Source organism: Citrobacter sp. Cf116 (genome assembly GCF_030336505.1).
In the GTDB taxonomy this organism is placed as follows: domain Bacteria; phylum Pseudomonadota; class Gammaproteobacteria; order Enterobacterales; family Enterobacteriaceae; genus Citrobacter; species Citrobacter freundii.
The window spans coordinates 709,251-735,068 of the sequence record NZ_JAOWEQ010000034.1 but is presented as its reverse complement, the minus strand read 5'-3'; the positions used below and the strand labels follow the sequence as shown (position 1 = coordinate 735,068).

Genomic DNA, 25,818 nt, shown 5'->3' with positions numbered 1-25,818 from the left:
CCCTTACTGCGCCTGCACACGCAGCTCTGCTGCGCTACGACTACGGTGACCCAACAGTGCTTTCACATCACTGGATTTTGGTTTTACCAGCGCGAATTTCGCCGAGAATGCTGGCCAGTTCGCCAGGATCTCTTCGCCGTGAGAAGAGCCGGTATGCTGTACGTGCTCGGTAATCAGGCCACGCAGGTGCTCTTCGTGGATCGCCAGCGAGTCCACGCTCAGCACTTCGACCAGTTCCGGGTTTACGCGTTTGCGGAATTCACCGTCTTCATCGAGCACGTAGGCGAATCCGCCGGTCATGCCCGCGCCAAAGTTAACGCCGGTTTTGCCGAGAATACAGACGATGCCGCCGGTCATGTATTCACAGCCGTTGTCGCCAATACCTTCAACCACGGTGATTGCGCCGGAGTTACGTACTGCAAAGCGCTCACCCGCACGACCCGCAGCAAACAGGCGACCACCGGTGGCGCCATACAGGCAGGTGTTACCGATGATGCTCGCTTCATGGCTACGGAAAGCAGAGCCAACCGGAGGACGCACTGCCAGCAGGCCACCCGCCATGCCTTTACCGACATAGTCGTTGGCATCGCCGGTCAGATACAGCTCCACGCCGCCCGCGTTCCACACGCCAAAGCTCTGGCCTGCAGTACCGCTGAAGTGCGCTTTGATCGGGTCAGACGCCAGCCCCTGATCGCCATGCGTCTGAGCGATATAGCCCGACAGCGATGCGCCGACGGAACGGTCGGTGTTGCGGATATCGAACCAGAAGGTTTTGCTCTGGCGCTCGTCGACGAACGGCTTCGCCTGCTGCAACAGCTGGGCGTTCAGCACGCCATTATCAAACGGCGGGTTGTTCTCGGTGCAATGCAGCGCTTTACCAGGATGCGGTTCGGCTGTTTCCAGCAGACGAGACAGCTCCAGCTTTTGCTGCTTGGCGGTAAACCCTTCCAGCTCTTTGAGCAGATCGGTGCGGCCAATCAGGTCGACCAGGCGGGTGACGCCCAGCTCGGCCATCAGCTCGCGCACTTCACGGGCGATAAATTCAAAGTAGTTGGTCACTTTGAACGGCAGGCCGTGATAGTGGTTCTTACGCAGTTTCTCATCCTGAGTTGCAACACCGGTTGCGCAGTTGTTCAGGTGGCAAATACGCAGATATTTACAGCCCAGCGCCACCATCGGGCCGGTACCGAAGCCAAAGCTTTCTGCACCCAGAATTGCCGCTTTAATGATATCGACGCCGGTTTTCAGACCGCCATCGACCTGCAGACGAATCTTGTGACGCAGACCGTTAGCCACCAGCGCCTGCTGGGTTTCCACCAGGCCGAGTTCCCACGGGCAGCCCGCATATTTCACTGATGAGAGCGGGCTTGCGCCTGTGCCGCCATCGTAGCCAGCAATGGTGATCAGATCCGCATAGGCTTTCGCTACGCCAGTGGCGATGGTACCAACGCCTGGTTCGGAAACCAGCTTCACCGAGATCATCGCCTTCGGGTTGACCTGTTTCAGGTCGAAAATCAGCTGCGCTAAATCCTCGATAGAGTAGATATCGTGGTGCGGCGGCGGGGAGATCAGCGTCACGCCCGGTACGGAATAGCGTAGTTTGGCGATGTACGGGGTGACTTTATCACCCGGTAACTGACCACCTTCGCCAGGTTTCGCGCCCTGAGCGACTTTAATCTGAATGACATCGGCATTGACCAGGTATGCCGGGGTTACGCCAAATCGACCGGAAGCAACCTGCTTAATCCGTGACACTTTATTGGTGCCATAGCGCGCCGGGTCTTCGCCGCCTTCACCGGAGTTCGAATTGCCGCCGATGCTGTTCATGGCTTCGGCCAGCGCTTCGTGTGCTTCCGGGCTTAATGCGCCGATAGACATGGCGGCGGTATCAAAGCGTTTAAACAGTTCGGTCGCGGGTTCTACTTCGCTAATGCTTACGGCTTCATCGCCAGGCGTAATCGCCAGCAGATCGCGCAGCGTGGCCGCCGGACGCTCATTAACCAGCTTGGCGTATTCCTGATAGTCGCTGTACTCGCCGCTTTGTACCGCCTGCTGCAGAGTGCGTACCACGTCCGGGTTGTAGGCGTGGTATTCGCCGCCGTGGACGTACTTCAGCAAACCGCCCTGGCTGATAGGTTTACGCGCCAGCCATGCATGTTTGGAGAGGTTCAGCAGATCCTGCTGGAAGTCGGTAAACCCTGCACCGCTAATACGGCTGACCACGCCCTGGAAGCACAACGCAACCACATCATCGTGCAGACCAACGGCTTCAAACAGCTTCGAGCAGCGGTAGGAGGCAATGGTCGAGATGCCCATTTTGGACATGATTTTGTACAGACCTTTGTTGATGCCGTTACGGTAGTTCAGCATCACGGTCCGGTAATCTTTGGCAATCGCCTGAGTGTCGATCAGACGTCCCAATGTTTCATACGCGAGATACGGATAGATTGCCGTCGCGCCAAAACCGAGCAGGACGGCAAAATGGTGCGGATCGCGGGCACTGGCGGTTTCAACGATGATGTTGGCGTCGCAGCGCAGGCTTTGTTCTACCAGACGCGTTTGCACTGCGCCCACGGCCATCGGCGCCGGAACCGGCAGACGATTTTTAGCGATGTTGCGGTCAGAGAGTACCAGCAGTACCGTGCCGTTGCGCACCATCTGTTCCGCCTTATCGCACAATGCTTTGACGGTCTCTTCGAGCGTAGTTTCGGTCGCGTCGAAGGTGATATCCAGACGGTCAGCGCGATAATGCTCCTCTTTCATGGTGGTAAGCTGGGTGAAATCGGAGTACAGCAGGATCGGCGATTTAAAGCTCAGGCGGTGTGCCTGACCTTCGGCTTCGCAGAAGACGTTCATCTCACGACCGATGCTGGTGGCCAGCGACATAACGTGCGCTTCACGCAGCGGATCGATCGGCGGGTTAGTCACCTGCGCGAACTGCTGGCGGAAGTAGTCATAAATGATGCGCGGCTGGCTGGAGAGTACGGCAAACGGGGTATCGTCACCCATTGAACCGACCGCTTCCTGGCCATTTTCGCCGAGCACGCGGATCACGGAATCCAGCTCTTCAGCGCTGTAGTTAAACTGTTTCTGATAGCTGGCGAGGGTGTCATCGTCCAGTTCACGGCTGCCGACCTGATCGTCAGCCAGGTCTTCGAACGGCACCAGACGGCGGACGTTTTTCTCCATCCACTCTTTGTATGGGTGACGGCTTTTCAGGTCATCATCGGTTTCGGCGGAGTGGAGAATGCGCCCGCTGCGGGTATCGATAACCATCAGCTCGCCAGGGCCGACGCGGCCTTTCTCTACCACTTCATCCGGCTGATAATCCCAGATCCCGACTTCAGAGGCGCAGGTAATCAGCTTGTCTTTGGTGATGACGTAGCGTGCCGGACGCAAGCCGTTACGGTCAAGGTTACAGGCGGCAAAGCGGCCGTCGGACATGACGATGCCCGCCGGGCCGTCCCACGGTTCCATGTGCATGGAGTTAAAGTCAAAGAACGCGCGCAGCTCCGGATCCATATCCGGGTTGTTCTGCCATGCCGGTGGAACCAGTAAGCGCATGGCACGGATGATGTCCATCCCGCCTGCCAGCAGCAGTTCCAGCATGTTGTCCATCGAACTGGAGTCTGAGCCGGTTTCGTTAACAAACGGCGCGGCGTCGTGCAGATCCGGGATCAACGGGGTCTGGAACTTATAGGTACGGGCGCGCGCCCATTGGCGGTTGCCGGTGATGGTGTTGATTTCACCGTTGTGCGCCAGATAGCGGAACGGCTGCGCCAGCGGCCAGCGCGGTACGGTGTTGGTAGAGAAGCGCTGGTGGAACAGGCAGATGGCCGATTCCAGACGCAGGTCTGCCAGGTCCAGGTAGAAGCGCGGCAGATCGGCCGGCATACACAGACCTTTATAGATATTGACCAGGTTCGACAAGCTACAGACGTAGAAATCTTTGTCTTGCAGGAGGCGTTTTTCGATACGACGACGCGCGATGAACAGGCGACGCTCCATATCACGCGGACGCCAGCCTGCAGGGGCGTTAACAAAAATTTGCTCGATACGAGGCAGGGAGGAGAGCGCAATTTCACCGAGAACACCTTCGTTGGTCGGCACGTCGCGCCAGCCGACAATCGACAGGGTCTCCTGCTGTAATTCTTCTTCAACAATGCGACGAGAAGCTGCAGCCAGCTCAGGGTCTTTATTTAAAAAGATCATGCCGACGGCGTAGTTTTTGGCTAAACGCCAGCCGCGCTCTTGCGCCACGATGCGGAAAAAGCGGTCAGGTTTTTGTAACAGCAGGCCGCAACCATCGCCGGTTTTTCCATCGGCAAGAATTGCGCCACGGTGCTGCATACGGGCCAGTGCGTGTATGGCGGTACGCACTACCTTGTGGCTAGGTTCGCCTTCTATGTGGGCGATCAGGCCGAAACCACAGTTATCCCTCTCAAGGGATTTATCGTACAACATATCAGTGAACCTCCCCAGGCTCTGAGGGATTCCCATCTGGACCGTTGCGCACGGGCACACCAAGAGCATGGCGACGGGGTTTGCGTGTCATACGCTTACCTCGCATTCGCCCTCTTTATCCTTTTCGCACAGGTCAAACAAGTTTGAGGACTTGCTTCAGAGGGAATCTCAATTACTGCATAAATATGATGAGCAGACTGCTCATCCAGAAAGCTTCCAGCGGATTTCCAAGTTATCGGGAATCCACACACAGGTCAAATGGCAATCTTATTTATGCAAAAATGTGCTATAGGGCAATTAACTTTATGAAAATATTGAAATAAAAGGGTTTTTTACATTGATTTAACCTAAGAGGAATCCCCCTGGAAGTGTGATCTGTCTCACTGTCAGAAAGGCTGGATATCCCCCGTCTTCCCTTTATTTATCGAGATGACTGGCATTTTATGCTGGTTTTTAGAGTTCAGGCGTCTTAAAGATACTGTTTTTACGCTCAGAGTATAAGAAGATAAAAAAAACCGCTGAATATAAGGAAAAGTAATTAGATTTTGAGTGAATGAAATTTCAATTATTTTGATTTATTATGCAATAAATAAAGGCTCGCCAGGGCGATTGATCCAGGTCATCGCCGACTGGGGCAAAAAATGGCAGGCTTTGGCCTCTTTTCAAGGCGCGGTCTACCAGATTATGCAGTTACAGAAATTAGTCAATATGTTTGGTGGGGATCTTTCTCGCCGTTATGGGCAAAAGGTTCATAAACTCACGCTGCACGGCGGCTTTAGCTGTCCAAATCGTGATGGCACCATCGGACGTGGCGGATGTACTTTCTGTAATGTCGCCTCGTTTGCCGATGAAACTCAGCAGCATCATTCCATTGCCGAGCAACTTGAGCATCAGGCGCAGTTGGTCAATCGCGCCAGACGCTATCTGGCCTATTTCCAGGCCTATACCAGCACCTTTGCTGAAGTACAGGTGCTGCGTTCGATGTATCAGCAGGCGGTCAGCCAGGCCAGTATCGTCGGGTTATGCGTTGGGACGCGCCCCGACTGCGTGCCGGATGCGGTACTCGATCTGCTTTGCGAGTATAAAGACCTGGGTTATGAGGTATGGCTGGAACTTGGTCTGCAAACCGCACATGACAAAACCCTGCACCGTATTAACCGCGGTCATGATTTTGCCTGCTACCAGAACACCACGCGGCTGGCGCGTGAACGCGGGCTGAAAGTATGTTCGCACCTGATTGTCGGTCTGCCGGGAGAAGGGCAGGCAGAATGCCTGCAAACCATGGAACGTGTGGTGGAGACGGGTGTCGACGGTATTAAGCTGCATCCGCTGCATATTGTGAAAGGCAGTACGATGGCGAAAGCCTGGGAGGCTGGGCGGCTGAACGGAATTGAACTGGACGATTATACGGTTACCGCCGGGGAGATGATCCGCCATACGCCGCCAGAGGTGATTTATCATCGCATTTCCGCCAGCGCGCGTCGCCCAACGTTGTTAGCACCGCTATGGTGTGAAAATCGCTGGACTGGGATGGTTGAACTGGATAAGTACCTTAACGAGCACGGCGTGCAAGGCTCGGCGCTGGGTACGCCATGGGTGCAGCCGGTGATCTAACCCTCGTAGGCCGGATAAGGCAAAGCCGACATCCGGCAATCTGCGCCTGCTTGCCTGATGGCGCTTAGCTTATCAGGCCTACGATTAACCTCTCTACGGTCATTTCACTGATAACCTCCGCATTTCTTGCACATTCTCAAACGTCACGCCAAGAATTGAGTATTATTGTGCCAAGTTGTCGTGAAGGAACCCTCTATGAAGCAAATCCGTATGCTGGCGCAATATTACGTCGACCTAATGATGAAGTTGGGTCTGGTGCGCTTTTCGCTGCTATTAGCGCTGGCTCTGGTCGTGTTGGCAATTGTGGTGCAGATGGCTGTCACCATGGTGCTGCATGGCCAGGTAGAAAGCATTGATGTTATCCGTTCTATCTTTTTTGGTCTGTTAATTACCCCTTGGGCTGTCTATTTCCTGTCAGTGGTGGTGGAGCAACTGGAAGAGTCCCGGCAACGCCTGTCACGACTGGTACAAAAGCTGGAAGAGATGCGCGAGCGCGATCTCAAGCTCAATGTGCAATTGAAAGATAATATAGCCCAGCTCAATCAGGAAATTGTTGAGCGCGAAAAAGCCGAAGCGGAGCGCCAGGAAACGTTCGAGCAACTGAAGGTTGAAATCAAAGAGCGCGAAGAAGCGCAGATCCAGCTCGAGCAACAGTCTTCCTTTTTACGCTCTTTCCTTGATGCCTCGCCGGATCTGGTTTTTTATCGCAATGAAGATAAAGAATTTTCTGGCTGTAACCGTGCCATGGAGCTGCTGACTGGCAAAAGCGAAAAGCAGCTGGTGAACTTAAAACCGGCTGACGTTTACTCTCCTGAAGCGGCTGAAAAGGTAATTGAAACCGACGAGAAGGTATTCCGTCATAACGTCTCACTCACCTACGAACAGTGGCTGGACTACCCGGACGGGCGCAAAGCCTGCTTTGAAATTCGTAAAGTGCCGTACTATGACCGCGTAGGTAAGCGACATGGCCTGATGGGCTTTGGGCGCGATATTACCGAGCGTAAGCGCTATCAGGACGCGCTTGAACGTGCCAGCCGCGATAAGACCACCTTCATTTCCACCATCAGCCACGAGCTGCGCACTCCGCTTAACGGCATTGTCGGCTTAAGCCGAATCCTGTTGGATACAGACCTGACCGCTGAGCAGGAAAAATACCTGAAAACCATCCATGTCTCTGCCGTGACGCTGGGTAATATTTTCAACGATATCATAGATATGGATAAGATGGAGCGACGTAAAGTCCAGCTCGATAACCAGCCTGTTGATTTCACCAGTTTTATGGCGGATCTGGAAAACCTTTCTGGCCTGCAGGCGCAGCAAAAAGGGCTGCGTTTTGTACTTGAGCCAACGTTACCGCTACCGCATAAGGTCATTACCGACGGCACGCGTTTGCGCCAGATTCTGTGGAATCTGATCAGCAACGCCGTGAAGTTCACTCAGCAGGGACAGGTGACCGTGCGGGCGCGCTATGACCAGGGCGATATGCTGCATTTCGAGGTTGAAGATTCTGGGATCGGCATTCCGCAGGATGAGCAGGATAAAATCTTCGCCATGTATTATCAGGTGAAGGACAGCAACGGCGGTAAACCGGCCACAGGAACCGGGATTGGTTTGGCCGTGTCGAAGCGTCTGGCGAAAAATATGGGCGGCGATATTACGGTTTCCAGCCAGGCAGGTAAAGGCTCCATCTTTACGCTGACCGTACATGCGCCTGCGGTAGCGGAAGAGATTGAAGACGCCTTTGAAGACGATGACATGCCGCTGCCAGCCCTGAATGTGCTGCTGGTGGAAGACATTGAACTAAACGTTATTGTTGCGCGTTCCGTGCTGGAAAAATTAGGCAACAGCGTGGATGTCGCGATGACCGGGAAAGCCGCGCTGGAAATGTTTAAGCCGGGTGAATATGACCTGGTGCTGCTGGATATTCAGCTACCGGATATGACCGGTCTGGATATCTCGCGGGAGCTCACGCAAAAATACGCTCGTGAGGACCTTCCGCCGCTGGTTGCACTCACCGCCAACGTACTGAAAGATAAAAAAGAGTATTTGGACGCGGGAATGGATGACGTGTTGAGTAAGCCGCTGTCGGTTCCGGCGCTAACCGCCATGATCAAAAAATACTGGGATACCAGAAACGAAGAGGAGAGCACTGTGACATCTGAAGAAAGCAGTAAATCGCAAGCGCTGTTAGATATTCCTATGTTGGAACAATACCTCGAGCTGGTGGGACCGAAGTTAATTACCGACGGGCTGGCGGTGTTTGAGAAGATGATGCCGGGATATTTGAGCGTGCTGGAGTCAAACTTGACCGCACGGGATAAAAAAGGTGTGGTTGAGGAAGGTCATAAAATTAAAGGCGCAGCAGGTTCAGTGGGGCTGCGTCACCTGCAACAGTTAGGTCAGCAAATCCAGTCGCCGGACCTTCCCGCCTGGGAAGATAACGTTGCTGAATGGATTGAAGAGATGAAGCAGGAGTGGCAGCACGACGTGGCGGTATTAAAAGCCTGGGTGGCGAGCGTGGAAAAAAAATGACCCCGGCTTGACCGGGGTGCGCGAATACTGCGCCAACACCAGGGAAATCGTGGCTGCGCCGTAAATTATTATCATTGTTTACAAGGGCGCAGCCCTAATTTTCAGGCCGCACGCAGTTAAGATAGCAAATCTTAAATAATTTGTTACATGAATCAGTTAAATGTGTGAAGCGTAGCATTTAAATCATAATAACTAATATGTTTCAGCCAGTTGAGAAAGGAGTATCACGATGAAAAAAGTGGGTGTAGTGCTCAGCGGATGCGGCGTGTATGACGGTGCAGAGATCCATGAAACTGTTCTCACGCTTCTGGCCATTGCCCGCAACGGCGCTCAGGCCGTCTGCTTTGCTCCGGATAAACAGCAAGCGGATGTGATTAATCATCTGACCGGCGAGCCGATGCTGGAAACGCGTAATGTACTGATTGAAGCCGCACGTATAACACGCGGTGAAATTCGCCCGCTCGCTCAGGCAGTCTCAACGGAACTGGATGCGTTGATCGTGCCGGGTGGGTTTGGTGCGGCCAAAAATCTGAGCAATTTTGCCAGTCAGGGCAGCGAATGCCGGGTTGACAGCGATTTAGCCGCGCTGGCGGTGGCTATGCATCAGGCGGGTAAGCCGCTGGGATTTATGTGCATTGCGCCCGCTATGTTACCTAAAATTTTTGATTTCCCTCTGCGTCTGACCATTGGTACTGATATCGATACGGCAGAGGTGCTGGAAGAGATGGGCGCTGAGCATGTGCCTTGTCCGGTTGATGACATTGTCGTCGATGAGGACAACAAAATTGTCACCACGCCCGCCTATATGCTGGCGCAGGATATCGCTCAGGCTGCGAGTGGCATCGATAAACTGGTATCACGTGTGCTGGTGCTGGCTGAATGAGAACAGGAGTTACCGCCTTTCTGCGACGTATCTTTCTGCGGGCGGTCATTGTCCTCGGCGTATTCTGGGGCGGAGGCATCGCACTTTTCAGCGTGATGCCTGTACCTTTCTCGGCGGTGATGGTTGAACGGCAACTGGGAGCATGGCTGTCCGGTGATTTTGGTTATGTGGCGCACTCAGACTGGGTGAGCATGGACGAGATCTCACCGTGGATGGGACTGGCCGTCATTGCCGCGGAGGACCAGAAGTTTCCCGAGCACTGGGGATTCGATGTCTCCGCCATAGAGAAAGCGCTGGCGCACAATGAACGCAATGAAAACCGTATTCGCGGGGCGTCGACGTTATCGCAACAGACGGCGAAAAATCTCTTTCTGTGGGATGGGCGTAGCTGGGTACGTAAAGGTCTTGAAGCCGGGCTAACGCTGGGTATGGAAACCGTCTGGAGCAAGAAACGTATTCTGACCGTTTACCTGAATATCGCTGAGTTTGGCGATGGGGTTTTCGGCGTGGAGGCGGCGGCGCAGCGCTATTTCCATAAACCTGCCAGTCGGTTGAGTCTGTCTGAAGCGGCCTTGCTGGCGGCGGTATTACCCAATCCTTTGCGTTTTAAAGCGAATGCGCCTTCTGGTTATGTGCGTAGCCGTCAGGCGTGGATCATGCGTCAAATGCGCCAGTTAGGCGGTGAGTCGTTTATGCGGGAAAATAAGCTGTATTAATTGCTGCTGTCGCTGTTTTTGTAGGCCTGATTTAAGTGCAGCGCATCAGACACAATACGACACAATGGCATTGCCGGATACGGCGTAAACGCCTTATCCGACCTACTGGCTACGTGTTAAAACCACTTGACTAATCTTCATCAAAACCTGAATTAAACAGGGCAACCACTGCGGCAAGGGCTTCAACTTCCTGCGGACCCGTGGCTTCAACTTCTATCTGACGCCCTTTGGCTGAATCCAGCATCAGCAGAGCGATAACGCTGTTGGCCTCGGCTTCCGTACCTTCATCATTACGCAGCAAAACTTCTGCTTCGAAACCCTGCATCAATTCAAACAGTTTCATAGCTGGACGGGCATGCATGCCCAGCTTATTAGTGATTTCAACAGTTTGCTTCACGGTCATGATTTACGTTTTTCCAGCGTACGATGGCGTGACTGCACGTTTTTACCGCGTGAGCGGAAGTAGTCTGCCAGCTGCTCTGCAATATACACCGAACGGTGCTTCCCGCCGGTACAACCGATGGCTACGGTGAGGTAGCTGCGGTTGTTGGTCTCCAGCATGGGTAACCATAGCTCAAGATAGCTGCGCGTCTGGTAGATAAAATTGTGTACTTCTGTGTGCCTGTCGAGGAACGCGGCGACGGGGCGGTCAAGACCGGTCATTGGGCGCAGCTTCGGATCCCAGTGCGGGTTAGGCAGGAAGCGCACGTCAAAGACGTAATCCGCATCAATCGGGATACCGTGTTTGAAACCAAAGGATTCGAAAACCATCGTCAATTCACGTTCACGTTTGCCCAACAGTCGGGTACGCAACATTTCCGCCAGTTCGTGCACGGACATTTCGGAGGTATCAACGATCAGGTCAGCGCGAGAGCGCAAAGGCTCAAGCAAATCGCTTTCCTTATCGATAGCGCTTTCCAGAGACAAGTTCTTGCTGGAGAGTGGGTGCAGGCGACGCGTGTCACTGTAGCGACGAATCAGCGTGTTACGGTCAGCATCAAGGAACAGCAGTTGTGGTGAGAAACCTTCAGGCAGATTGTTCATGGCCTGCTCGAAAATCTCCGGGGACTCAGGCATGTTGCGCACATCAATGCTGACGGCCGCAGAAATCTGGCGATCGGCCAGAGTACGAGCCAGATCGGGCAACAGCACTACGGGAAGGTTATCCACGCAGTAAAAACCCATATCTTCCAGCGCACGCAGAGCGACAGATTTACCTGACCCTGAACGGCCGCTGACGATCATCAGTACCATGTACTGTTTCTCCTCACAACGACAAAAAAGGATGCCATTGGGTTGTTATGCTTCATCCTGTCCACCTTCGGTGTCCGTGATGATTTGATACAACTCCTGGTCACTCTGTGCGGCGCGCAGACGACGACAGATGGTTTTATCCGCCAGACGTTTTGCGACCAGTGACAACGTATGCAAATGCGTCTTGGTTTGGTCCGCCGGAACCAGCAGGGCGAACAGCAGATCGACTGGCTGATTATCAATAGCGTCGAAGGCGATAGGCGTTTCAAGTTGCACAAACACACCAACCGCGCGCATCGTGTCTTCTTCCAGCTTTCCATGCGGGATAGCAATACCATTACCGATGCCGGTACTGCCCATTTTTTCACGCGTCAGAATGGCCTCAAATACCACCTGAGAAGGCAAGCTGAGCTGTTTTGCCGCCAGTTCACTGATGATTTCCAGTGCGCGTTTCTTGCTTTGGCAGTGAACGCCTGCGCGTGTACATTCCTGGTTAAGAACAGTGCTCAGTTGTAGAGTCGTATCGTTATTTGTCATAATTTCACCTAAGCGCTAACTGTACAAATGGCCCGTTGTGCTACACAACAGGCCGTCCTGCACCCGCTAACTGCCCGGACAAGTTAGTGCTGTTTCAGTTTATCTTTATGTTTTGTTAACTGCCGAGCCAGTTTATCAATTAAACCGTCAATGGCGGCGTACATATCCTGACCTTCCGCGCTGGCATGAATTTCGCCACCGTTCACATGCAGCGTTGCATCCGAGATATGTGTAACCTTCTCCACTTTCAACACAATATAGACCTGATTAATCCGGTCGAAATATTGTTCAAGCTTGGCAAATTTTGTATTAACAAAATCGCGCAGGGCTTCAGTGATTTCGACGTTGTTTCCAGTGATGTTGAGCTGCATAGTGTCTTCCTTATCGGTTGGGTCAGACCAGCTGTTTGCGCTGGTTAGACGGCGGAATGGATAAAGACTCTCGGTACTTCGCAACGGTGCGGCGTGCCACCATGATACCCTGTTCTGACAGCATAGAGGTTAACTTGCTGTCACTCAGTGGTTTCGCGGGGTTTTCCGCAGCAATTAATTTCTTCACCAGCGCACGGATCGCCGTGGATGAGGCTTCGCCTCCACCTTCAGTGTTAACGTGACTGGAAAAGAAATACTTCAATTCAAAAATGCCGCGCGGACTGTGCAGATACTTTTGCGTGGTCACACGGGAAATGGTCGATTCGTGCATCTCGACGGCCTGGGCGATATCCGCCAGCACCATCGGTTTCATAAACTCTTCGCCTTGCTCAAAGAAGGCTTGCTGTTGTTCAACGATGCAACGGCTTACGCGCAGCAGTGTATCATTGCGGCTTTCCAGGCTTTTAATCAGCCACTTCGCATCCTGTAGATTGCTACGGATAAACTGACTGTCGGCATCGTTGCGCGCGCTATTGCACATAGCGGCGTAGTGCTGGTTAATCTGCAGTCGTGGGATGCTGTCGCTGTTGAGTTCGACCACCCAGCGATCATTATGCTTACGCACCAGCACATCCGGAATAACGTATTCTGGTTCGCCAGTCTGGATCGACTGCCCAGGCCTTGGATCCAGTGACTGAATAAGATTGACGGCTTCTTTTAGCACGTCTTCTTTTAGTCGGGTCACGCGCATCAGCGTGCGGAAGTCATGGTTGGCTAACAGATCGAGATGATCGCTGATGATCAGGCGCGCTTCTTCCAGCCACGGTGTGGCTTTATCAAACTGCGAAAGTTGGATCAGTAAGCAGTCGCGGAGATCTTTAGCGGCCACGCCTACGGGATCAAAGCGCTGAACGCGTTTAAGCACGGCTTCGATTTCGTCCATACCGACGTCGTCATCGCCCATGCTTTCGAGAATATCGTCCAGGGTCACGGTGAGATAACCGGTTTCGTCTACCGCATCCACAATGGATGTCGCAATGGCGCGATCGGTATCCGAGAACGGGGTCAGTTCCACTTGCCACATCAGGTAATCCTGTAGTGATTGCGTGGTCTCACCTTGATACACAGGCAGCTCGTCGTCGATGTAATCTCCGCTGGTGCCCGAAGGCGTCCCGGCGGTATAAATTTCATCCCAACTGGCATCGAGTGGCAGCTCCTCAGGCATCTCTTTTTGTTCGAGAGCATCAGCGGTGTCGAGGGTTTCGCTGTCCTGTTTTTCCTGGGTATCAATTTCGTCGTGAAGATCGGTTTGCTCGAGCAGTGGGTTACTTTCCAGCGCTTGCTGAAGTTCTTGCTGAAGTTCCAGCGTGGACAGCTGCAACAGACGGATAGCCTGTTGTAGCTGAGGCGTCATCGCCAGTTGTTGGCTAAGCCTGAGTTGCAAACCTTGCTTCATGTTCAGAGTTGTTTTCTCCTGCGGTGACGTGAAGTCTTCTACCCTATCAGAGTCTGAAGTCTTCCCCAAGGTATACGCGCTTAACGTGCTCATCCTGCAGTATTTCTGTTGGCGTGCCGTGCGCGATCAGGTGCCCCTGACTCACGATATAGGCGCGCTCACACACTGCCAGCGTTTCGCGGACGTTATGGTCGGTAATCAGCACGCCAAGGCCGCTGTCGCGCAGGTGTTCGATGATCCGTTTGATATCAATAACGGAAATCGGGTCAACACCGGCAAACGGTTCATCCAGCAGGATAAATTTCGGATTAGCGGCCAGTGCGCGGGCGATCTCCACGCGGCGTCGTTCACCACCGGAGAGCGACTGCCCCATACTGTCACGCAGGTGCTCGATGTGGAATTCTTCCATCAGCTCGTTGGCGCGATCTTCCCGCTGCTCGCTGGTCAGATCGTCACGAATTTGCAGTACCGCCATCAGGTTATCAAACACGCTCAGGCGACGGAAAATCGATGCTTCCTGCGGTAAGTAGCCGATGCCGCGACGCGCGCGCGCATGCAGAGGCAGCAGGCTGATGTCTTCGTCATCAATGATAATGTTACCCGCATCGCGCGGGACAATGCCGACCACCATGTAAAAGGTTGTTGTCTTGCCTGCACCGTTAGGACCGAGCAGACCGACGATCTCCCCGGAGTTGACGGTCAGACTGACATCTTCCACCACACGACGGCCTTTATAGGCTTTTGCAAGGTTCTTTGCAGTTAATGTTGCCATAACGAATCAGTTACCTTTTTTCTCTGCCGGAGCCTTGTTTTTGTCCTGCAACTGCGACGGAACCAGAACGGTGGTGACGCGTTTGCCTTTATCGCTGAAGGCCTGCATTTTCTGCTCTTTTACCAGATAGGTGATCTTATCGCCCGTGATGTTGCTATCGAGCTGTTCCAGATACGCCTTGCCGGTTAGCACGACAAAATCTTTCGCCAGTTCATAGTGCATCTGCGAGGCGCGGCCTTTAACCGGTTTACCGTTGTCCTGCATCTGGTAAAACGTCGCTGGATTGCCATAGCCGTCAATCACTTCTTTGCCGTCTTCGCCGCCAGGACGGGTCACGACGACTTTATCGGCGTTAATTTTGATGGTGCCCTGAGTCACAATCACGTTGCCAGTAAACGTTACCACGTTGCCCTGCATATCCAGGGACTGCTGGTCCGACTCAATGTGAATCGGCTGCTCGGTATCGCCGGTGACGGCAAATGCCGGAATGCTGGCGGCCAGAAGTGAGCTGGCAAGTACAAGATTAAGGCTGAGTTTGTTTGTTTTGGATTTCATATGAGGTTCTAACCTTTTCAATCAGCTCGGCGTTCTTGCTGCGTAAGTTGCCGCGCATCTTCAGTCCGCTGGAGTTAAATGTTGTGCCATACAACGTCACCAGATCATCGGAAGTGACATCTTGTGTCACCAGGTTAATCTGCGCGTTATCGGTCGTAATTCTGCGTAGTTGAGAGTCAGGCACCAGGGCGTTAACCTCAACATGGCCGTACAGATACAGCATCCGATCGTTGGTCAATTTGGCTTTATCGGCCTTGATCGTCCAGGTCGGTACTTTATCCTTATCAAATGTGGTTAATACTGGTTGAGTAAACCACGAAACCGCTTGTTCCGAATAATATTCAACGTGTTGTGCGATCAAGTGATAGCTCAGCGCGCCTTCCGGACTATACACGACGGTATCAGTATGTTCGCTCTTATAGGTTGGCTCGTTGTTATTGACGACGACCTGAGCGGTGTCCTCTTTGTCTGCCAGATTAATACCAATCATCACAAGGACAGCCAGCGACAGTAGAATGATAACCCAACGTCTGGTTTTGCTCATATCGATTGCCCTTTGGCCTCGTCCAGTTTGCCCTGCGCCAGGAGTAATAAATCGCAGACTTCACGCACAGCGCCACGTCCCCCATTAATACGGGTGACATAATCGGCCCGCGGGATCAGCAAAGGGTGGGCATCTGCCACCGCGACGCTCAATCCCACTTGTGCCATCACCGGCCAGTCGATCAGGTCATCGCCAACGTAGGCGACATTCTCCGGCGCGATCGCCAGTTTGCTAAGGAGATCGCCAAAAGCAACCAGTTTGTCTGACTGTCCCTGATACAGGTGGGTGATCCCCAAAGTGGCACAGCGATCTTCTACAAGTTTAGCCTTTCGTCCGGTAATAATGGCAACCTCAATACCGGAAGTGAGCGCACAGCGAATTCCGTAACCATCGCGGACGTTAAAAGCCTTCAGCTCTTCACCGTTGTTGCCCATATAAATCAGACCATCAGACAGTACGCCATCCACATCCAGGATCAGCAAACGGATGTTTTCTGCCCGGGTGATAACGTCTGCGCTGACGGGTCCATAACAGGTCGCAAGCGACGCACCTGCTTTACTCATTTTCGTTATCCTTGAGTTTCTTACACTACACCTGCACGTAGCAGATCATGCATATGTAACACACCGAGTAACTGGTCGCCATCAGCAACCATTACCGAGGTGATATGGCGGGACTGCATTAAGTTCAGGGCATCGACGGCAAGAATACCCGGACGCACGCGAATGCCTCCAGGGGTCATCACATCGGCAATGCCTAACTGGCGTACATCAACGCCCATATCGAAGACACGACGTAAATCACCATCGGTGAAAATACCGTCAATCTTCATGGCATCATCGCAAATGACGGTCATGCCGAGATTTTTACGCGTGATCTCAATTAAGGCGTCACGCAGGCTGGCGTTTTTGGTTACATGCGGGATCTCGTCGCCCGTATGCATAATATCGTTAACGCGCAGTAAAAGCTTACGGCCCAGTGCGCCACCGGGATGAGACAATGCAAAATCTTCCGCGGTAAAGCCGCGCGCTTTTAATAATGCCACCGCAAGGGCATCGCCCATCACCAGTGTTGCTGTCGTGCTGCTGGTCGGCGCCAGGCCTAACGGACAAGCTTCCTTGGGCACTTTAACACACAGATGCACATCTGCTGCACGCGCCATACTGCTTTCCGGACGACCGGTCATGCATATAAGCGGTACATGAAGACGTTTTAATACCGGGATCAGCGCCGCTATCTCATTGGATTCACCGGAGTTAGAGATGGCGATGACCACATCCTGCGGCGAGACCATACCCAGATCGCCATGTGCAGCTTCGCCTGGGTGTACAAAAAATGAGGGGGTGCCGGTGCTGGCAAATGTGGCTGCCATTTTCCGCCCGATATGGCCGGATTTCCCCATTCCCATCACCACGACTTTGCCCGGGCAACTGAATATTTTCTCGCATGCCAGGGTAAAATTTTGGTTGATGTACTGATCAAGCTCCGCCAGGCCTTCACGTTCAATTGCCAGGACTTCCTTGCCTGCTTGCTGAAAGTCAAAACCCGGTTGCAACTCTAAGTGCGACATAATGCGTTTCCAGTTATCCAACGAGAAGTGGCGATAACCAATACAGCATCGCCAGCCATATGATAAAACCGCCGGTCAGCAGCGCGCCCGCGCCGCGACCAATCTGGCGCGGACGTCGCCAGCAGAGTAATGCAAAAATAACGCTCACCAGCAGCATGACGCTGTAGTCCCGGACGAAGGCCATCGGATTGACTTCGCCCGGCGTAATCAACGCCGGTAGCCCGAGGACGATAACAATATTAAAAATGTTCGCGCCGATAATGTTACCGACGGCAATATCGTTTTCACCTTTACGCAGACCCGCAATCGCCGTTGCCAGTTCCGGCAGGCTGGTACCAATGGCGACCACCGTCAACCCGATGGTGAGTTCGCTCATGGCGAAATAGTTCGCCAGTACGGTAGCGTTATCTACCACCATACGCGTAGCCATAGGCATAATAATCAGCGCAATACCCAACCACAAAAATGCGACGGGTAACCCGCCTTCGCGCGGCAGCTCAGCTATCTGCTCGCGTGTCAGGCTGTCATTGCCTTGTCGCTCGGCCAGACGAGCGATTTTAACAATGAATAGCAGCCATAGCACGGCCAGGAGTAGAAGAAAGAAACCGTCGCTGCGGCTCAACTGCCCGTCATACAGTACGGATGCAGCTAAAATACTTACCAGCAACATTAGCGGTAATTCACGACGCAGAACATCAGAATGCACGGTAAAAGGATGAATCAGCGCCGACAGGCCCAAAATAAGCAGAATGTTGGTGATGTTAGAACCTATGGCGGTCCCGACAGCCAGATCGAGTTGCCCATTCATCGATGCGGCAACGGAGACAATGATCTCGGGTAACGACGTACCAATGCTGACCACGGTCATTCCGATGATAATGGGGGGAATACCGACGTTTCGACATAAAATGGATGCGGCAAATACCAGACGGTCGGCACCGTAGACCACCAGAAGTAAACCAATTATTAACAGCGCCGTCGCTAAAAGCATCTAAAGTCCTTTCTTCAGGTATACTCGCCGGTCCTCTTGAAGGATCTTCTGGAAGCCGTAACGAAGTCTTAATTTTGACTTTATGCGGCTAAAAAGTAAAACAAATGCCAGCTTTCGCTAACCAGGACAGGCAATAATCTGTAAATATGTTGAGTTCAGGGCTAAATTGAGCGCCAAACTCTTCGATCAACGAGGCAATAGTAAAGGATGAATCAATGGGGCAGTCTGTGGCGAATCTAGTCGATATGCGCGATGTCAGCTTTTCCCGGGGTGACCGCTGCATCTTTGATAATATTTCCCTGACGGTACCGCGCGGTAAGGTGACGGCAATCATGGGGCCATCAGGCATCGGCAAAACGACGCTGTTGCGTCTGATTGGCGGACAGATCTCACCGGATAAGGGCGAGATTCTGTTTGACGGTGAGAACGTCCCGGCCATGTCCCGTTCACGTTTATTTACCGTGCGTAAGCGCATGAGTATGCTGTTTCAGTCAGGTGCGCTATTTACCGACATGAATGTGTTTGACAACGTTGCGTACCCTCTGCGCGAGCATACGACGTTGCCAGCGCCGTTGCTGAAGAGCACGGTGATGATGAAGCTCGAGGCCGTCGGCCTGCGGGGTGCGGCCAAATTAATGCCTTCTGAATTATCCGGTGGGATGGCGCGCCGCGCTGCGTTAGCGCGTGCTATCGCGCTAGAGCCTGACCTCATTATGTTTGATGAGCCGTTCGTCGGTCAGGATCCCATCACCATGGGCGTGCTGGTGAAGTTGATTTCAGAACTGAACAGCGCGCTGGGTGTCACCTGTGTGGTGGTATCCCATGATGTGCCTGAAGTACTGAGTATTGCGGATTACGCCTATATAATGGCGGACAAAAAAATAGTGGCCTACGGTAGTGCTCAGGCGCTACAAGAAAATGCCGATCCGCGCGTACGCCAGTTCCTTGACGGCATTGCCGATGGACCGGTTCCGTTCCGTTACCCGGCGGGTGACTACCATATCGATTTACTCTAAACAGGGAGTTAAGCCACCCATGTTGTTAAATGCGCTGGCATCACTCGGACACCGAGGAATAAAAACCCTCAGGACGTTCGGGCGAGCCGGATTAATGTTGTTCAATGCGGTTGTCGGCAAACCGGAGTTTCGCAAACATGCGCCGCTGCTGATACGCCAGCTCTATAATGTCGGTGTCTTATCGATGCTGATCATTATTGTTTCTGGCGTGTTCATCGGTATGGTGTTGGGGTTGCAAGGATACCTGGTGCTGACGACCTACAGTGCGGAAACCAGCCTCGGTATGCTGGTGGCGCTGTCATTGTTACGTGAGCTGGGGCCGGTTGTTGCGGCGCTGCTGTTTGCCGGGCGAGCCGGATCGGCCTTAACCGCAGAGATTGGTCTGATGAGAGCGACCGAGCAGCTTTCCAGCCTGGAAATGATGGCCGTCGATCCACTGCGCCGAGTGATCTCTCCGCGTTTTTGGGCCGGTGTCATTTCATTGCCGCTGCTAACGATTATATTTGTCGCCGTGGGGATCTGGGGTGGTTCACTGGTTGGCGTAAGCTGGAAGGGTATTGATGCGGGCTTTTTCTGGTCGGCTATGCAAAATGCCGTCGACTGGCGTCTGGACCTGGTCAACTGTCTGATTAAGAGCGTGGTGTTCGCCATTACGGTCACCTGGATTGCATTGTTCAATGGTTATGATGCGATCCCGACCTCTGCCGGGATTAGCCGGGCAACGACACGCACCGTTGTGCACGCCTCTCTTGCCGTTCTGGGGCTGGATTTTGTGCTGACCGCACTGATGTTTGGGAATTGAGTTCATGCAAACGAAAAAAAATGAAATTTGGGTCGGGTTATTCCTGCTGGTTGCGCTGCTGGCTGCGCTGTTTGTCTGCCTGAAGGCGGCGAACGTTACCTCAATGCGTACTGAACCGACTTACACGATTTATGCGACCTTTGATAATATCGGCGGCCTGAGAGAGCGTTCTCCGGTGCGGATTGGCGGGGTGGTAGTTGGACGCGTATCGGACATCTCGTTAGATCCGAAAACGTACCTGCCGCGCGTGACGCTGGAAATCGAATCGCGTTTTAACCATATTCCTGACACCAGTTCTCTGAGCATCCGTACTTCCGGTCTGCTGGGCGAACAGTATCTGGCATTGAACGTGGGTTTTGAAGATCCTGAGCTGGGAACGTCTATCCTCAAAGATGGCGGTACGATTCAGGACACGAAATCCGCGATGGTGCTGGAAGATATGATTGGTCAGTTCCTTTACAACAGCAACAGCAAAGGTGATGACAATAAGAATTCTGGCGATGCGCCAGCCGCAACTGAAGGCAATAATGAAGCCACTACGCCTGCGGGCGCAACGAAATAATATCAGGAGAATCGACGTATGTTTAAACGATTGATGATGGTGGCTATGCTGGTGATTGCTCCACTTAGCGCGGCAACCGCAGCAGACCAGACTAACCCGTACAAACTGATGGATGAGGCGGCGCAAAAGACCTTTGACCGTCTGAAAAACGAGCAACCAAAAATCCGTTCCAACCCCGATTACCTGCGTCAGGTCGTCGATCAGGAACTGCTGCCTTATGTGCAGGTTAAGTATGCCGGTGCGCTGGTGCTGGGTCGTTACTACAAAGATGCGACTCCTGCCCAACGTGAAGCCTATTTTGCTGCATTCCGTGAATATCTGAAGCAGGCTTACGGCCAGGCACTGGCGATGTACCACGGCCAGACCTATCAGATTGCCCCTGAGCAGCCGTTGGGTGATGCGACCATCGTACCTATCCGCGTAACCATCATCGATCCAAACGGTCGTCCTCCGGTACGTCTGGATTTCCAGTGGCGTAAAAACTCCCAGACCGGTAACTGGCAGGCGTATGACATGATCGCCGAAGGCGTAAGTATGATCACCACCAAACAAAATGAGTGGAGCGACCTGCTGCGTACCAAAGGTATTGATGGCCTGACGGCACAGCTGAAATCTATTTCTCAGCAGAAAATCACTCTGGAAGAGAAAAAATAATGACGCAGTCACTCACCTGGACGCGCGAAGGCGACAAGCTGGTGCTGGTGGGAGAGCTGGATCAGGACGTGTTAAATCCCTTATGGGATGCGCGAATTGAGGCGATGAAAGGGGTATCCTGCATCGATCTGAACCAGGTATCCCGGGTAGATACCGGCGGTCTGGCGTTACTGTTGCATCTGATTAATCAAGGCAAGCAGCAGGGAAACAGCGTTTCGCTCACTGGTGTTAACGATAAAGTGTACACGCTGGCGCAGCTTTACAATCTGCCTGACGACGTCCTTCCGCGTTAATTTTTCCAGGCCGGATAAGGTCTTGTGCCGCTATCCGGCAAAACCCCCGAGGGGGATCTGCCACTAAAGCCTTGTCTGATTTATCAGCGAGGCTTTTTGCTTATTTATGACAGCGCCACTTTGCTCTAAGATGTTGGGCTGTTTTCACTATCTGACGAATGAAGAGCCCATGGAAAATAATGAAATTCAGAGCGTGCTGATGAATGCACTCTCCCTCCAGGAAGTCCACGTTTCTGGCGACGGCAGTCACTTTCAGGTTATTGCCGTGGGTGAGATGTTTGAAGGCATGAGCCGGGTCAAGAAGCAGCAATCGGTCTATGGCCCGTTGATGGAGTACATTGCGGACAACCGCATTCATGCCGTGTCGATTAAGGCGTTTACCCCAGCGGAATGGGCGCGCGATCGCAAACTTAACGGTTTTTGAGCTACGGGTGATGTGCCGGTAGCGAAGATAAATTCTTAACAGAGAACAGAATAATGGATAAATTTCGTGTTCAGGGGCCAACCAAGCTCCAGGGCGAAGTCACAATTTCAGGCGCTAAAAACGCCGCACTGCCGATCCTGTTTGCGGCGCTGCTGGCTGAAGAACCTGTAGAGATCCAAAACGTCCCGAAACTGAAGGACGTTGACACATCAATGAAGCTGTTGAGCCAGCTGGGTGCGAAAGTTGAGCGTAATGGTTCCGTGCACATTGATGCGCGTGATGTGAACGTCTTCTGTGCGCCGTACGATCTGGTGAAAACCATGCGTGCATCCATTTGGGCGCTCGGGCCGCTGGTTGCTCGCTTTGGTCAGGGCCAGGTTTCACTGCCGGGCGGCTGCACCATCGGCGCGCGTCCGGTTGACCTGCACATTACCGGTCTGGAGCAGTTAGGCGCGACTATCAAGCTGGAAGAAGGCTATGTGAAAGCGTCCGTTGATGGCCGTCTGAAAGGCGCGCATATTGTCATGGACAAAGTGAGCGTCGGTGCGACTGTCACCATCATGTGTGCAGCAACGCTTGCCGAAGGCACCACCATCATCGAAAATGCCGCGCGCGAGCCGGAGATTGTGGATACCGCGAACTTCCTGATTGCGCTGGGCGCGAAGATCACTGGCCAGGGCACAGATCGTATTACGATCGAAGGCGTTGAGCGTCTCGGCGGTGGTGTGTATCGCGTTCTGCCAGACCGTATCGAAACCGGTACCTTCCTGGTGGCGGCGGCAATTTCTCGTGGCAAAATTATCTGCCGTAATGCACAACCGGACACACTGGATGCCGTTCTGGCGAAGCTGCGTGATGCGGGTGCAGATATTGAAGTGGGTGATGACTGGATCAGCCTTGATATGCACGGCAAACGTCCGAAAGCGGTCAATGTGCGTACTGCGCCGCATCCGGCGTTCCCTACCGATATGCAGGCCCAGTTCACGCTGCTGAACCTGGTGGCAGAAGGGACCGGCTTCATCACGGAAACCGTGTTTGAGAACCGCTTTATGCACGTGCCTGAGCTGAGCCGTATGGGCGCTCACGCAGAAATCGAAAGCAATACCGTGATTTGCCACGGCGTGGAAACACTCTCAGGCGCACAGGTTATGGCGACCGATCTGCGTGCATCTGCAAGTTTAGTGCTGGCAGGTTGTATTGCTGAAGGTACAACAGTGGTCGATCGTATTTATCACATCGATCGCGGCTATGAGCGCATCGAAGATAAACTGCGTGCGCTGGGCGCAAACATTGAGCGCGTGAAAGGCGAGTAATCGTCAACGTCTCTTGTAACCCCCAGTTCAGTTGGCCGGGGGTTACAGCTCAATGTTCATTCCGGATTCTTTTTCTCTCTGCGACTCCTCATCATCCGCGTTCTGTCGATGAACTCATGCGTTTTGGCATCGTGATAGCGTGACGGCCAAATCACCCAGGGATCAGTTCCCAGTGCCCGGGCGATAATCAACTCACCTTTTGGCCATGGTCTCGTTAACGCATTTGCCAGCGTTGATGAACTCAATCCATTTTTACGTGATTCAGCGGCCATTGAGGTCCCTTTCTTGCGCAGTCCGGCGATGATGTCGGCCGGATGCCAGTCAATCAGCTTGTTTTCCATAAATTCATCTCTCCTTTGGTTAACGACTTACGGTTCCACGATCGGTTGTGGCGACACTATAACGCCCGAAGAACGAATGTTCTAAAATGTTCATGTAAAGTGTGTATATATTCAGAATATGCCAAGGTTCTGCGTAATTATCCGGAGGAGGGTGGGGGGATTACTAGAACTTATAAAAAAATCCCGTGCAGAGCACGGGATGAGGGAGGATGCTGTAGGGAATTAACGGTCGCGCTGTACGGCGATATGCGCCAGACCAATCAGCGCTTCTCTCCACGGCGTATCAGGCAGCACCTGCAACGCAGCGATGGCCTTATCAGCCTCTTCTTCTGCACGTTGGCGCGTCCACTCCAGGGAACCACAGGCGTTCATCGCTTCCAGAACCGGCTCCAGAAGGTGACGACCATTACCTTGCTCAATGGCCTGGCGGATCATTTGCGCTTGTTCTGGAGTACCGTGGCGCATGGCATGCAGCAGCGGCAGCGTAGGTTTACCCTCGTTGAGGTCATCACCGACGTTTTTACCCAGCTGCTCGCCATCCGCGCTGTAATCCAGCAAATCGTCAATTAACTGGAAAGCTGTACCGAGATAACGGCCATAATCCTGCAACCCTTTTTCTTGTTCTTCGCTACAGCCAGCCAGAATGCCTGAACATTGGGCTGCCGCTTCAAACAACCGCGCCGTCTTACTGTAGATGACGCGCATATAGTTTTCTTCGGTGATGTCTGGGTCGTTGACGTTCATCAGCTGCAAGACTTCACCTTCGGCGATGACGTTGACTGCTTTCGACATGACTTCCAGCACTTTCAACGAGCCAAGGCTGGTCATCATCTGAAATGCGCGGGTATAGATAAAATCGCCAACCAGCACGCTGGCCGCATTACCAAACGCCGCATTTGCCGTAGCTTTCCCACGGCGCATGTCTGACTCATCCACAACATCATCGTGCAGCAGGGTCGCTGTGTGGATAAACTCGATGAGGGCCGCGATCGTAACGTGCGCATTTTCCTGGTAACCAACGGCCCGCGCTGCGAGGACGGCGATCATTGGGCGAATGCGTTTTCCGCCGCCGCTAACGATGTAGTACCCCAGTTGATTGATCAACTGAACGTCAGAATTGAGCTGTTCAAGGATTGTCGCATTGACCCCCGCCATATCTTGCGCGGTTAACTCATTGATTTTTTCTAAATTCATCGCAAAAGCCGGGCTTCTCGCCCCGATTACCTTACTGTATGAGAAGGTAACGTCGGGTTTAGGGTTATAAATATATGCTGATTGTACTGAAAAAACGCCGTAGATAAACGTTACCGTACGTGTTGTGTTTTTTTTCTTCATGTATTGACGGTAGCACTTGTCAAAGGCTCGCGTTTTGCGTAATATTCGCGCCCTATTGTGAATATTTATAGCGCGCTCTGAATCATCAAAAAGGTGTGCGCGGAAGCGGAGTTTTTTATGTACGCGGTTTTCCAAAGTGGTGGTAAACAACACCGAGTAAGCGAAGGTCAGACCGTTCGCCTGGAAAAGCTGGACATCGCAACTGGCGAATCTGTTGAATTCGCAGAAGTTCTGATGATCGCAAACGGTGAAGAAGTCAAAATCGGCGTTCCTTTCGTTGATGGCGGCGTTATCAAAGCTGAAGTTGTTGCTCACGGTCGTGGCGAGAAAGTTAAAATTGTTAAGTTTCGTCGTCGTAAACACTACCGTAAGCAGCAGGGCCATCGTCAGTGGTTTACTGATGTGAAAATCACTGGCATCAGCGCTTAAGTTAAGAGGAGCAGATTAAATGGCACATAAAAAGGCTGGCGGCTCGACTCGTAACGGTCGCGATTCAGAAGCTAAACGTCTGGGCGTAAAACGCTTCGGCGGTGAAACAGTTTTGGCTGGTAGCATCATCGTTCGTCAACGTGGCACTAAATTCCACGCTGGTTCCAACGTTGGTTGCGGCAAAGACCACACTCTGTTTGCTAAAGCAGACGGTAAAGTGAAATTTGAAGTGAAAGGTCCGAAAAACCGTAAATTCATCAGCATCGTTGCTGAATAAGTTTTCGCGTCCCGGTAACGGATAAAAGCCCCGCAACACGTTGCGGGGCTTTTTACATTCGACGGCCGGTAAATACGCTCGTCACGCCGTGACAACCCGGAAACGAGCCCTTG

General features: G+C 52.9%; 27 protein-coding genes. 13 read left to right on the top strand and 14 right to left on the bottom strand.

Annotated features, from left to right (window positions below; translation table 11 throughout):
• Window positions 1-3: 3 nt before the first annotated feature.
• The gene (gltB, locus tag OGV74_RS08905) at window positions 4-4,464 is read right to left on the bottom strand and encodes a glutamate synthase large subunit (protein WP_003025093.1); all 4,461 of its coding nucleotides are present in this window, start codon (window positions 4,462-4,464) and stop codon (window positions 4-6) included.
• Window positions 4,465-5,148: 684 nt separating this feature from the next.
• Between gltB and mnmL the strand changes: the two genes are divergently transcribed.
• The 4 genes from mnmL to mtgA all read left to right on the top strand — a co-directional run bounded on the left by mnmL (window position 5,149) and on the right by mtgA (window position 10,209).
• A complete protein-coding gene (gene mnmL / locus OGV74_RS08900; RefSeq protein ID WP_003025090.1) occupies window positions 5,149-6,078 on the top strand; it encodes a tRNA modification radical SAM protein MnmL/YtqA in 930 nt (309 codons plus the stop codon).
• A 195-nt stretch (window positions 6,079-6,273) separates the two neighbouring features.
• A complete protein-coding gene (arcB, locus tag OGV74_RS08895; protein ID WP_003844840.1) occupies window positions 6,274-8,610 on the top strand; it encodes an aerobic respiration two-component sensor histidine kinase ArcB in 2,337 nt (778 codons plus the stop codon).
• Window positions 8,611-8,839: 229 nt separating this feature from the next.
• Window positions 8,840-9,493, top strand: a complete 654-nt coding sequence (gene elbB / locus OGV74_RS08890) for an isoprenoid biosynthesis glyoxalase ElbB (RefSeq protein WP_003025088.1) — start codon at window positions 8,840-8,842, stop codon at window positions 9,491-9,493.
• Window positions 9,490-10,209: a monofunctional biosynthetic peptidoglycan transglycosylase gene (gene mtgA / locus OGV74_RS08885; RefSeq protein ID WP_003025087.1), complete on the top strand. Its 720-nt coding sequence runs from the start codon at window positions 9,490-9,492 to the stop codon at window positions 10,207-10,209. The genes elbB and mtgA overlap by 4 nt, the downstream gene beginning before the upstream one ends.
• A 130-nt stretch (window positions 10,210-10,339) precedes the next feature.
• On the opposite strand, the gene npr is transcribed toward mtgA, so the two are convergent.
• The 11 genes from npr to OGV74_RS08830 all read right to left on the bottom strand — a co-directional run bounded on the left by npr (window position 10,340) and on the right by OGV74_RS08830 (window position 18,259).
• Complete coding sequence (gene npr, locus OGV74_RS08880) at window positions 10,340-10,612, bottom strand: PTS phosphocarrier protein NPr (RefSeq protein WP_003025086.1); 273 nt, start codon at window positions 10,610-10,612, stop codon at window positions 10,340-10,342.
• Window positions 10,609-11,463: an RNase adapter RapZ gene (gene rapZ / locus OGV74_RS08875; RefSeq protein WP_003025085.1), complete on the bottom strand. Its 855-nt coding sequence runs from the start codon at window positions 11,461-11,463 to the stop codon at window positions 10,609-10,611. The genes npr and rapZ overlap by 4 nt, the downstream gene beginning before the upstream one ends.
• A 45-nt stretch (window positions 11,464-11,508) precedes the next feature.
• Window positions 11,509-12,000 carry a PTS IIA-like nitrogen regulatory protein PtsN gene (gene ptsN, locus OGV74_RS08870; protein WP_003025083.1) on the bottom strand — a complete coding sequence of 164 codons (492 nt, stop codon included), beginning with the start codon at window positions 11,998-12,000 and terminating at the stop codon, window positions 11,509-11,511.
• Between the two features lie 83 nt (window positions 12,001-12,083).
• Window positions 12,084-12,371, bottom strand: a complete 288-nt coding sequence (gene hpf / locus OGV74_RS08865) for a ribosome hibernation promoting factor (RefSeq protein WP_003025078.1) — start codon at window positions 12,369-12,371, stop codon at window positions 12,084-12,086.
• 22 nt (window positions 12,372-12,393) lie between these two features.
• On the bottom strand, window positions 12,394-13,827 hold the full coding sequence (gene rpoN, locus OGV74_RS08860; protein WP_003025074.1) for an RNA polymerase factor sigma-54: 1,434 nt from the start codon (window positions 13,825-13,827) through the stop codon (window positions 12,394-12,396).
• Between the two features lie 46 nt (window positions 13,828-13,873).
• Window positions 13,874-14,599: an LPS export ABC transporter ATP-binding protein gene (gene lptB, locus OGV74_RS08855; protein ID WP_003025073.1), complete on the bottom strand. Its 726-nt coding sequence runs from the start codon at window positions 14,597-14,599 to the stop codon at window positions 13,874-13,876.
• A gap of 6 nt (window positions 14,600-14,605) precedes the next feature.
• Window positions 14,606-15,154: a lipopolysaccharide ABC transporter substrate-binding protein LptA gene (lptA, locus tag OGV74_RS08850; RefSeq protein WP_003025070.1), complete on the bottom strand. Its 549-nt coding sequence runs from the start codon at window positions 15,152-15,154 to the stop codon at window positions 14,606-14,608.
• Window positions 15,123-15,698, bottom strand: coding sequence for an LPS export ABC transporter periplasmic protein LptC (gene lptC / locus OGV74_RS08845; RefSeq protein WP_003025068.1), 576 nt, complete (start codon window positions 15,696-15,698; stop codon window positions 15,123-15,125). The genes lptA and lptC overlap by 32 nt, the downstream gene beginning before the upstream one ends.
• The gene (kdsC, locus tag OGV74_RS08840; RefSeq protein WP_003025065.1) at window positions 15,695-16,261 is read right to left on the bottom strand and encodes a 3-deoxy-manno-octulosonate-8-phosphatase KdsC; all 567 of its coding nucleotides are present in this window, start codon (window positions 16,259-16,261) and stop codon (window positions 15,695-15,697) included. Before kdsC ends, lptC begins: the two co-directional genes overlap by 4 nt.
• A gap of 20 nt (window positions 16,262-16,281) precedes the next feature.
• Complete coding sequence (gene kdsD, locus OGV74_RS08835; RefSeq protein ID WP_003025063.1) at window positions 16,282-17,268, bottom strand: arabinose-5-phosphate isomerase KdsD; 987 nt, start codon at window positions 17,266-17,268, stop codon at window positions 16,282-16,284.
• Between the two features lie 13 nt (window positions 17,269-17,281).
• Window positions 17,282-18,259 (bottom strand): calcium/sodium antiporter, encoded by a 978-nt coding sequence (locus OGV74_RS08830; protein WP_003839941.1) that lies wholly within the window; start codon window positions 18,257-18,259, stop codon window positions 17,282-17,284.
• Between the two features lie 215 nt (window positions 18,260-18,474).
• On the opposite strand from OGV74_RS08830, the gene mlaF reads away from it, so the two are divergent.
• The 7 genes from mlaF (at window position 18,475) to murA (ending at window position 23,323) form a co-directional block, all read left to right on the top strand.
• Window positions 18,475-19,275 carry a phospholipid ABC transporter ATP-binding protein MlaF gene (mlaF, locus tag OGV74_RS08825; RefSeq protein WP_003025057.1) on the top strand — a complete coding sequence of 267 codons (801 nt, stop codon included), beginning with the start codon at window positions 18,475-18,477 and terminating at the stop codon, window positions 19,273-19,275.
• A 19-nt stretch (window positions 19,276-19,294) separates the two neighbouring features.
• The gene (gene mlaE, locus OGV74_RS08820) at window positions 19,295-20,077 is read left to right on the top strand and encodes a lipid asymmetry maintenance ABC transporter permease subunit MlaE (RefSeq protein WP_003025053.1); all 783 of its coding nucleotides are present in this window, start codon (window positions 19,295-19,297) and stop codon (window positions 20,075-20,077) included.
• Window positions 20,078-20,081: 4 nt separating this feature from the next.
• The gene (gene mlaD / locus OGV74_RS08815; protein WP_003025050.1) at window positions 20,082-20,639 is read left to right on the top strand and encodes an outer membrane lipid asymmetry maintenance protein MlaD; all 558 of its coding nucleotides are present in this window, start codon (window positions 20,082-20,084) and stop codon (window positions 20,637-20,639) included.
• 18 nt (window positions 20,640-20,657) lie between these two features.
• Complete coding sequence (mlaC, locus tag OGV74_RS08810; RefSeq protein ID WP_003025047.1) at window positions 20,658-21,293, top strand: phospholipid-binding protein MlaC; 636 nt, start codon at window positions 20,658-20,660, stop codon at window positions 21,291-21,293.
• A complete protein-coding gene (gene mlaB / locus OGV74_RS08805) occupies window positions 21,293-21,586 on the top strand; it encodes a lipid asymmetry maintenance protein MlaB (RefSeq protein WP_003025045.1) in 294 nt (97 codons plus the stop codon). Before mlaC ends, mlaB begins: the two co-directional genes overlap by 1 nt.
• A 169-nt stretch (window positions 21,587-21,755) precedes the next feature.
• Window positions 21,756-22,010, top strand: a complete 255-nt coding sequence (gene ibaG, locus OGV74_RS08800; RefSeq protein ID WP_003025040.1) for a BolA family iron metabolism protein IbaG — start codon at window positions 21,756-21,758, stop codon at window positions 22,008-22,010.
• 53 nt (window positions 22,011-22,063) lie between these two features.
• On the top strand, window positions 22,064-23,323 hold the full coding sequence (gene murA / locus OGV74_RS08795; RefSeq protein WP_003839949.1) for a UDP-N-acetylglucosamine 1-carboxyvinyltransferase: 1,260 nt from the start codon (window positions 22,064-22,066) through the stop codon (window positions 23,321-23,323).
• Between the two features lie 56 nt (window positions 23,324-23,379).
• Here the strand turns inward: murA and sfsB are convergent, their stop codons facing one another.
• Both sfsB and ispB read right to left on the bottom strand, forming a co-directional pair.
• Entirely contained in the window at window positions 23,380-23,664 is a 285-nt protein-coding gene (sfsB, locus tag OGV74_RS08790) for a DNA-binding transcriptional regulator SfsB (RefSeq protein WP_003839952.1), read from the bottom strand.
• 222 nt (window positions 23,665-23,886) lie between these two features.
• Entirely contained in the window at window positions 23,887-24,858 is a 972-nt protein-coding gene (ispB, locus tag OGV74_RS08785) for an octaprenyl diphosphate synthase (RefSeq protein WP_003025033.1), read from the bottom strand.
• 258 nt (window positions 24,859-25,116) lie between these two features.
• Here ispB and rplU point away from each other — a divergent pair, with 258 nt between their 5' ends.
• On the top strand, window positions 25,117-25,428 hold the full coding sequence (rplU, locus tag OGV74_RS08780; protein ID WP_003025032.1) for a 50S ribosomal protein L21: 312 nt from the start codon (window positions 25,117-25,119) through the stop codon (window positions 25,426-25,428).
• Window positions 25,429-25,447: 19 nt separating this feature from the next.
• Window positions 25,448-25,705, top strand: coding sequence for a 50S ribosomal protein L27 (gene rpmA, locus OGV74_RS08775; RefSeq protein ID WP_003025030.1), 258 nt, complete (start codon window positions 25,448-25,450; stop codon window positions 25,703-25,705).
• Window positions 25,706-25,818 lie beyond the last annotated feature (113 nt).

Excerpts from the sequence above, each read along its gene's own strand:
- murA (WP_003839949.1), top strand. The coding sequence starts at position 22,064 with ATGGATAAATTTCGTGTTCAGGGGCCAACCAAGCTCCAGGGCGAAGTC.
- rpoN (WP_003025074.1), bottom strand. The coding sequence starts at position 13,827 with ATGAAGCAAGGTTTGCAACTCAGGCTTAGCCAACAACTGGCGATGACG.
- mlaD (WP_003025050.1), top strand. The coding sequence starts at position 20,082 with ATGCAAACGAAAAAAAATGAAATTTGGGTCGGGTTATTCCTGCTGGTT.
- ibaG (WP_003025040.1), top strand. The coding sequence starts at position 21,756 with ATGGAAAATAATGAAATTCAGAGCGTGCTGATGAATGCACTCTCCCTC.
- rapZ (WP_003025085.1), bottom strand. The coding sequence starts at position 11,463 with ATGGTACTGATGATCGTCAGCGGCCGTTCAGGGTCAGGTAAATCTGTC.
- lptB (WP_003025073.1), bottom strand. The coding sequence starts at position 14,599 with ATGGCAACATTAACTGCAAAGAACCTTGCAAAAGCCTATAAAGGCCGT.
- lptA (WP_003025070.1), bottom strand. The coding sequence starts at position 15,154 with ATGAAATCCAAAACAAACAAACTCAGCCTTAATCTTGTACTTGCCAGC.
- gltB (WP_003025093.1), bottom strand. The coding sequence starts at position 4,464 with ATGTTGTACGATAAATCCCTTGAGAGGGATAACTGTGGTTTCGGCCTG.
- hpf (WP_003025078.1), bottom strand. The coding sequence starts at position 12,371 with ATGCAGCTCAACATCACTGGAAACAACGTCGAAATCACTGAAGCCCTG.
- kdsC (WP_003025065.1), bottom strand. The coding sequence starts at position 16,261 with ATGAGTAAAGCAGGTGCGTCGCTTGCGACCTGTTATGGACCCGTCAGC.
- arcB (WP_003844840.1), top strand. The coding sequence starts at position 6,274 with ATGAAGCAAATCCGTATGCTGGCGCAATATTACGTCGACCTAATGATG.
- ptsN (WP_003025083.1), bottom strand. The coding sequence starts at position 12,000 with ATGACAAATAACGATACGACTCTACAACTGAGCACTGTTCTTAACCAG.
- mtgA (WP_003025087.1), top strand. The coding sequence starts at position 9,490 with ATGAGAACAGGAGTTACCGCCTTTCTGCGACGTATCTTTCTGCGGGCG.
- mlaB (WP_003025045.1), top strand. The coding sequence starts at position 21,293 with ATGACGCAGTCACTCACCTGGACGCGCGAAGGCGACAAGCTGGTGCTG.
- mlaC (WP_003025047.1), top strand. The coding sequence starts at position 20,658 with ATGTTTAAACGATTGATGATGGTGGCTATGCTGGTGATTGCTCCACTT.
- mnmL (WP_003025090.1), top strand. The coding sequence starts at position 5,149 with ATGCAGTTACAGAAATTAGTCAATATGTTTGGTGGGGATCTTTCTCGC.
- mlaF (WP_003025057.1), top strand. The coding sequence starts at position 18,475 with ATGGGGCAGTCTGTGGCGAATCTAGTCGATATGCGCGATGTCAGCTTT.
- npr (WP_003025086.1), bottom strand. The coding sequence starts at position 10,612 with ATGACCGTGAAGCAAACTGTTGAAATCACTAATAAGCTGGGCATGCAT.
- OGV74_RS08830 (WP_003839941.1), bottom strand. The coding sequence starts at position 18,259 with ATGCTTTTAGCGACGGCGCTGTTAATAATTGGTTTACTTCTGGTGGTC.
- kdsD (WP_003025063.1), bottom strand. The coding sequence starts at position 17,268 with ATGTCGCACTTAGAGTTGCAACCGGGTTTTGACTTTCAGCAAGCAGGC.
- ispB (WP_003025033.1), bottom strand. The coding sequence starts at position 24,858 with ATGAATTTAGAAAAAATCAATGAGTTAACCGCGCAAGATATGGCGGGG.
- mlaE (WP_003025053.1), top strand. The coding sequence starts at position 19,295 with ATGTTGTTAAATGCGCTGGCATCACTCGGACACCGAGGAATAAAAACC.
- rpmA (WP_003025030.1), top strand. The coding sequence starts at position 25,448 with ATGGCACATAAAAAGGCTGGCGGCTCGACTCGTAACGGTCGCGATTCA.
- rplU (WP_003025032.1), top strand. The coding sequence starts at position 25,117 with ATGTACGCGGTTTTCCAAAGTGGTGGTAAACAACACCGAGTAAGCGAA.
- sfsB (WP_003839952.1), bottom strand. The coding sequence starts at position 23,664 with ATGGAAAACAAGCTGATTGACTGGCATCCGGCCGACATCATCGCCGGA.
- elbB (WP_003025088.1), top strand. The coding sequence starts at position 8,840 with ATGAAAAAAGTGGGTGTAGTGCTCAGCGGATGCGGCGTGTATGACGGT.
- lptC (WP_003025068.1), bottom strand. The coding sequence starts at position 15,698 with ATGAGCAAAACCAGACGTTGGGTTATCATTCTACTGTCGCTGGCTGTC.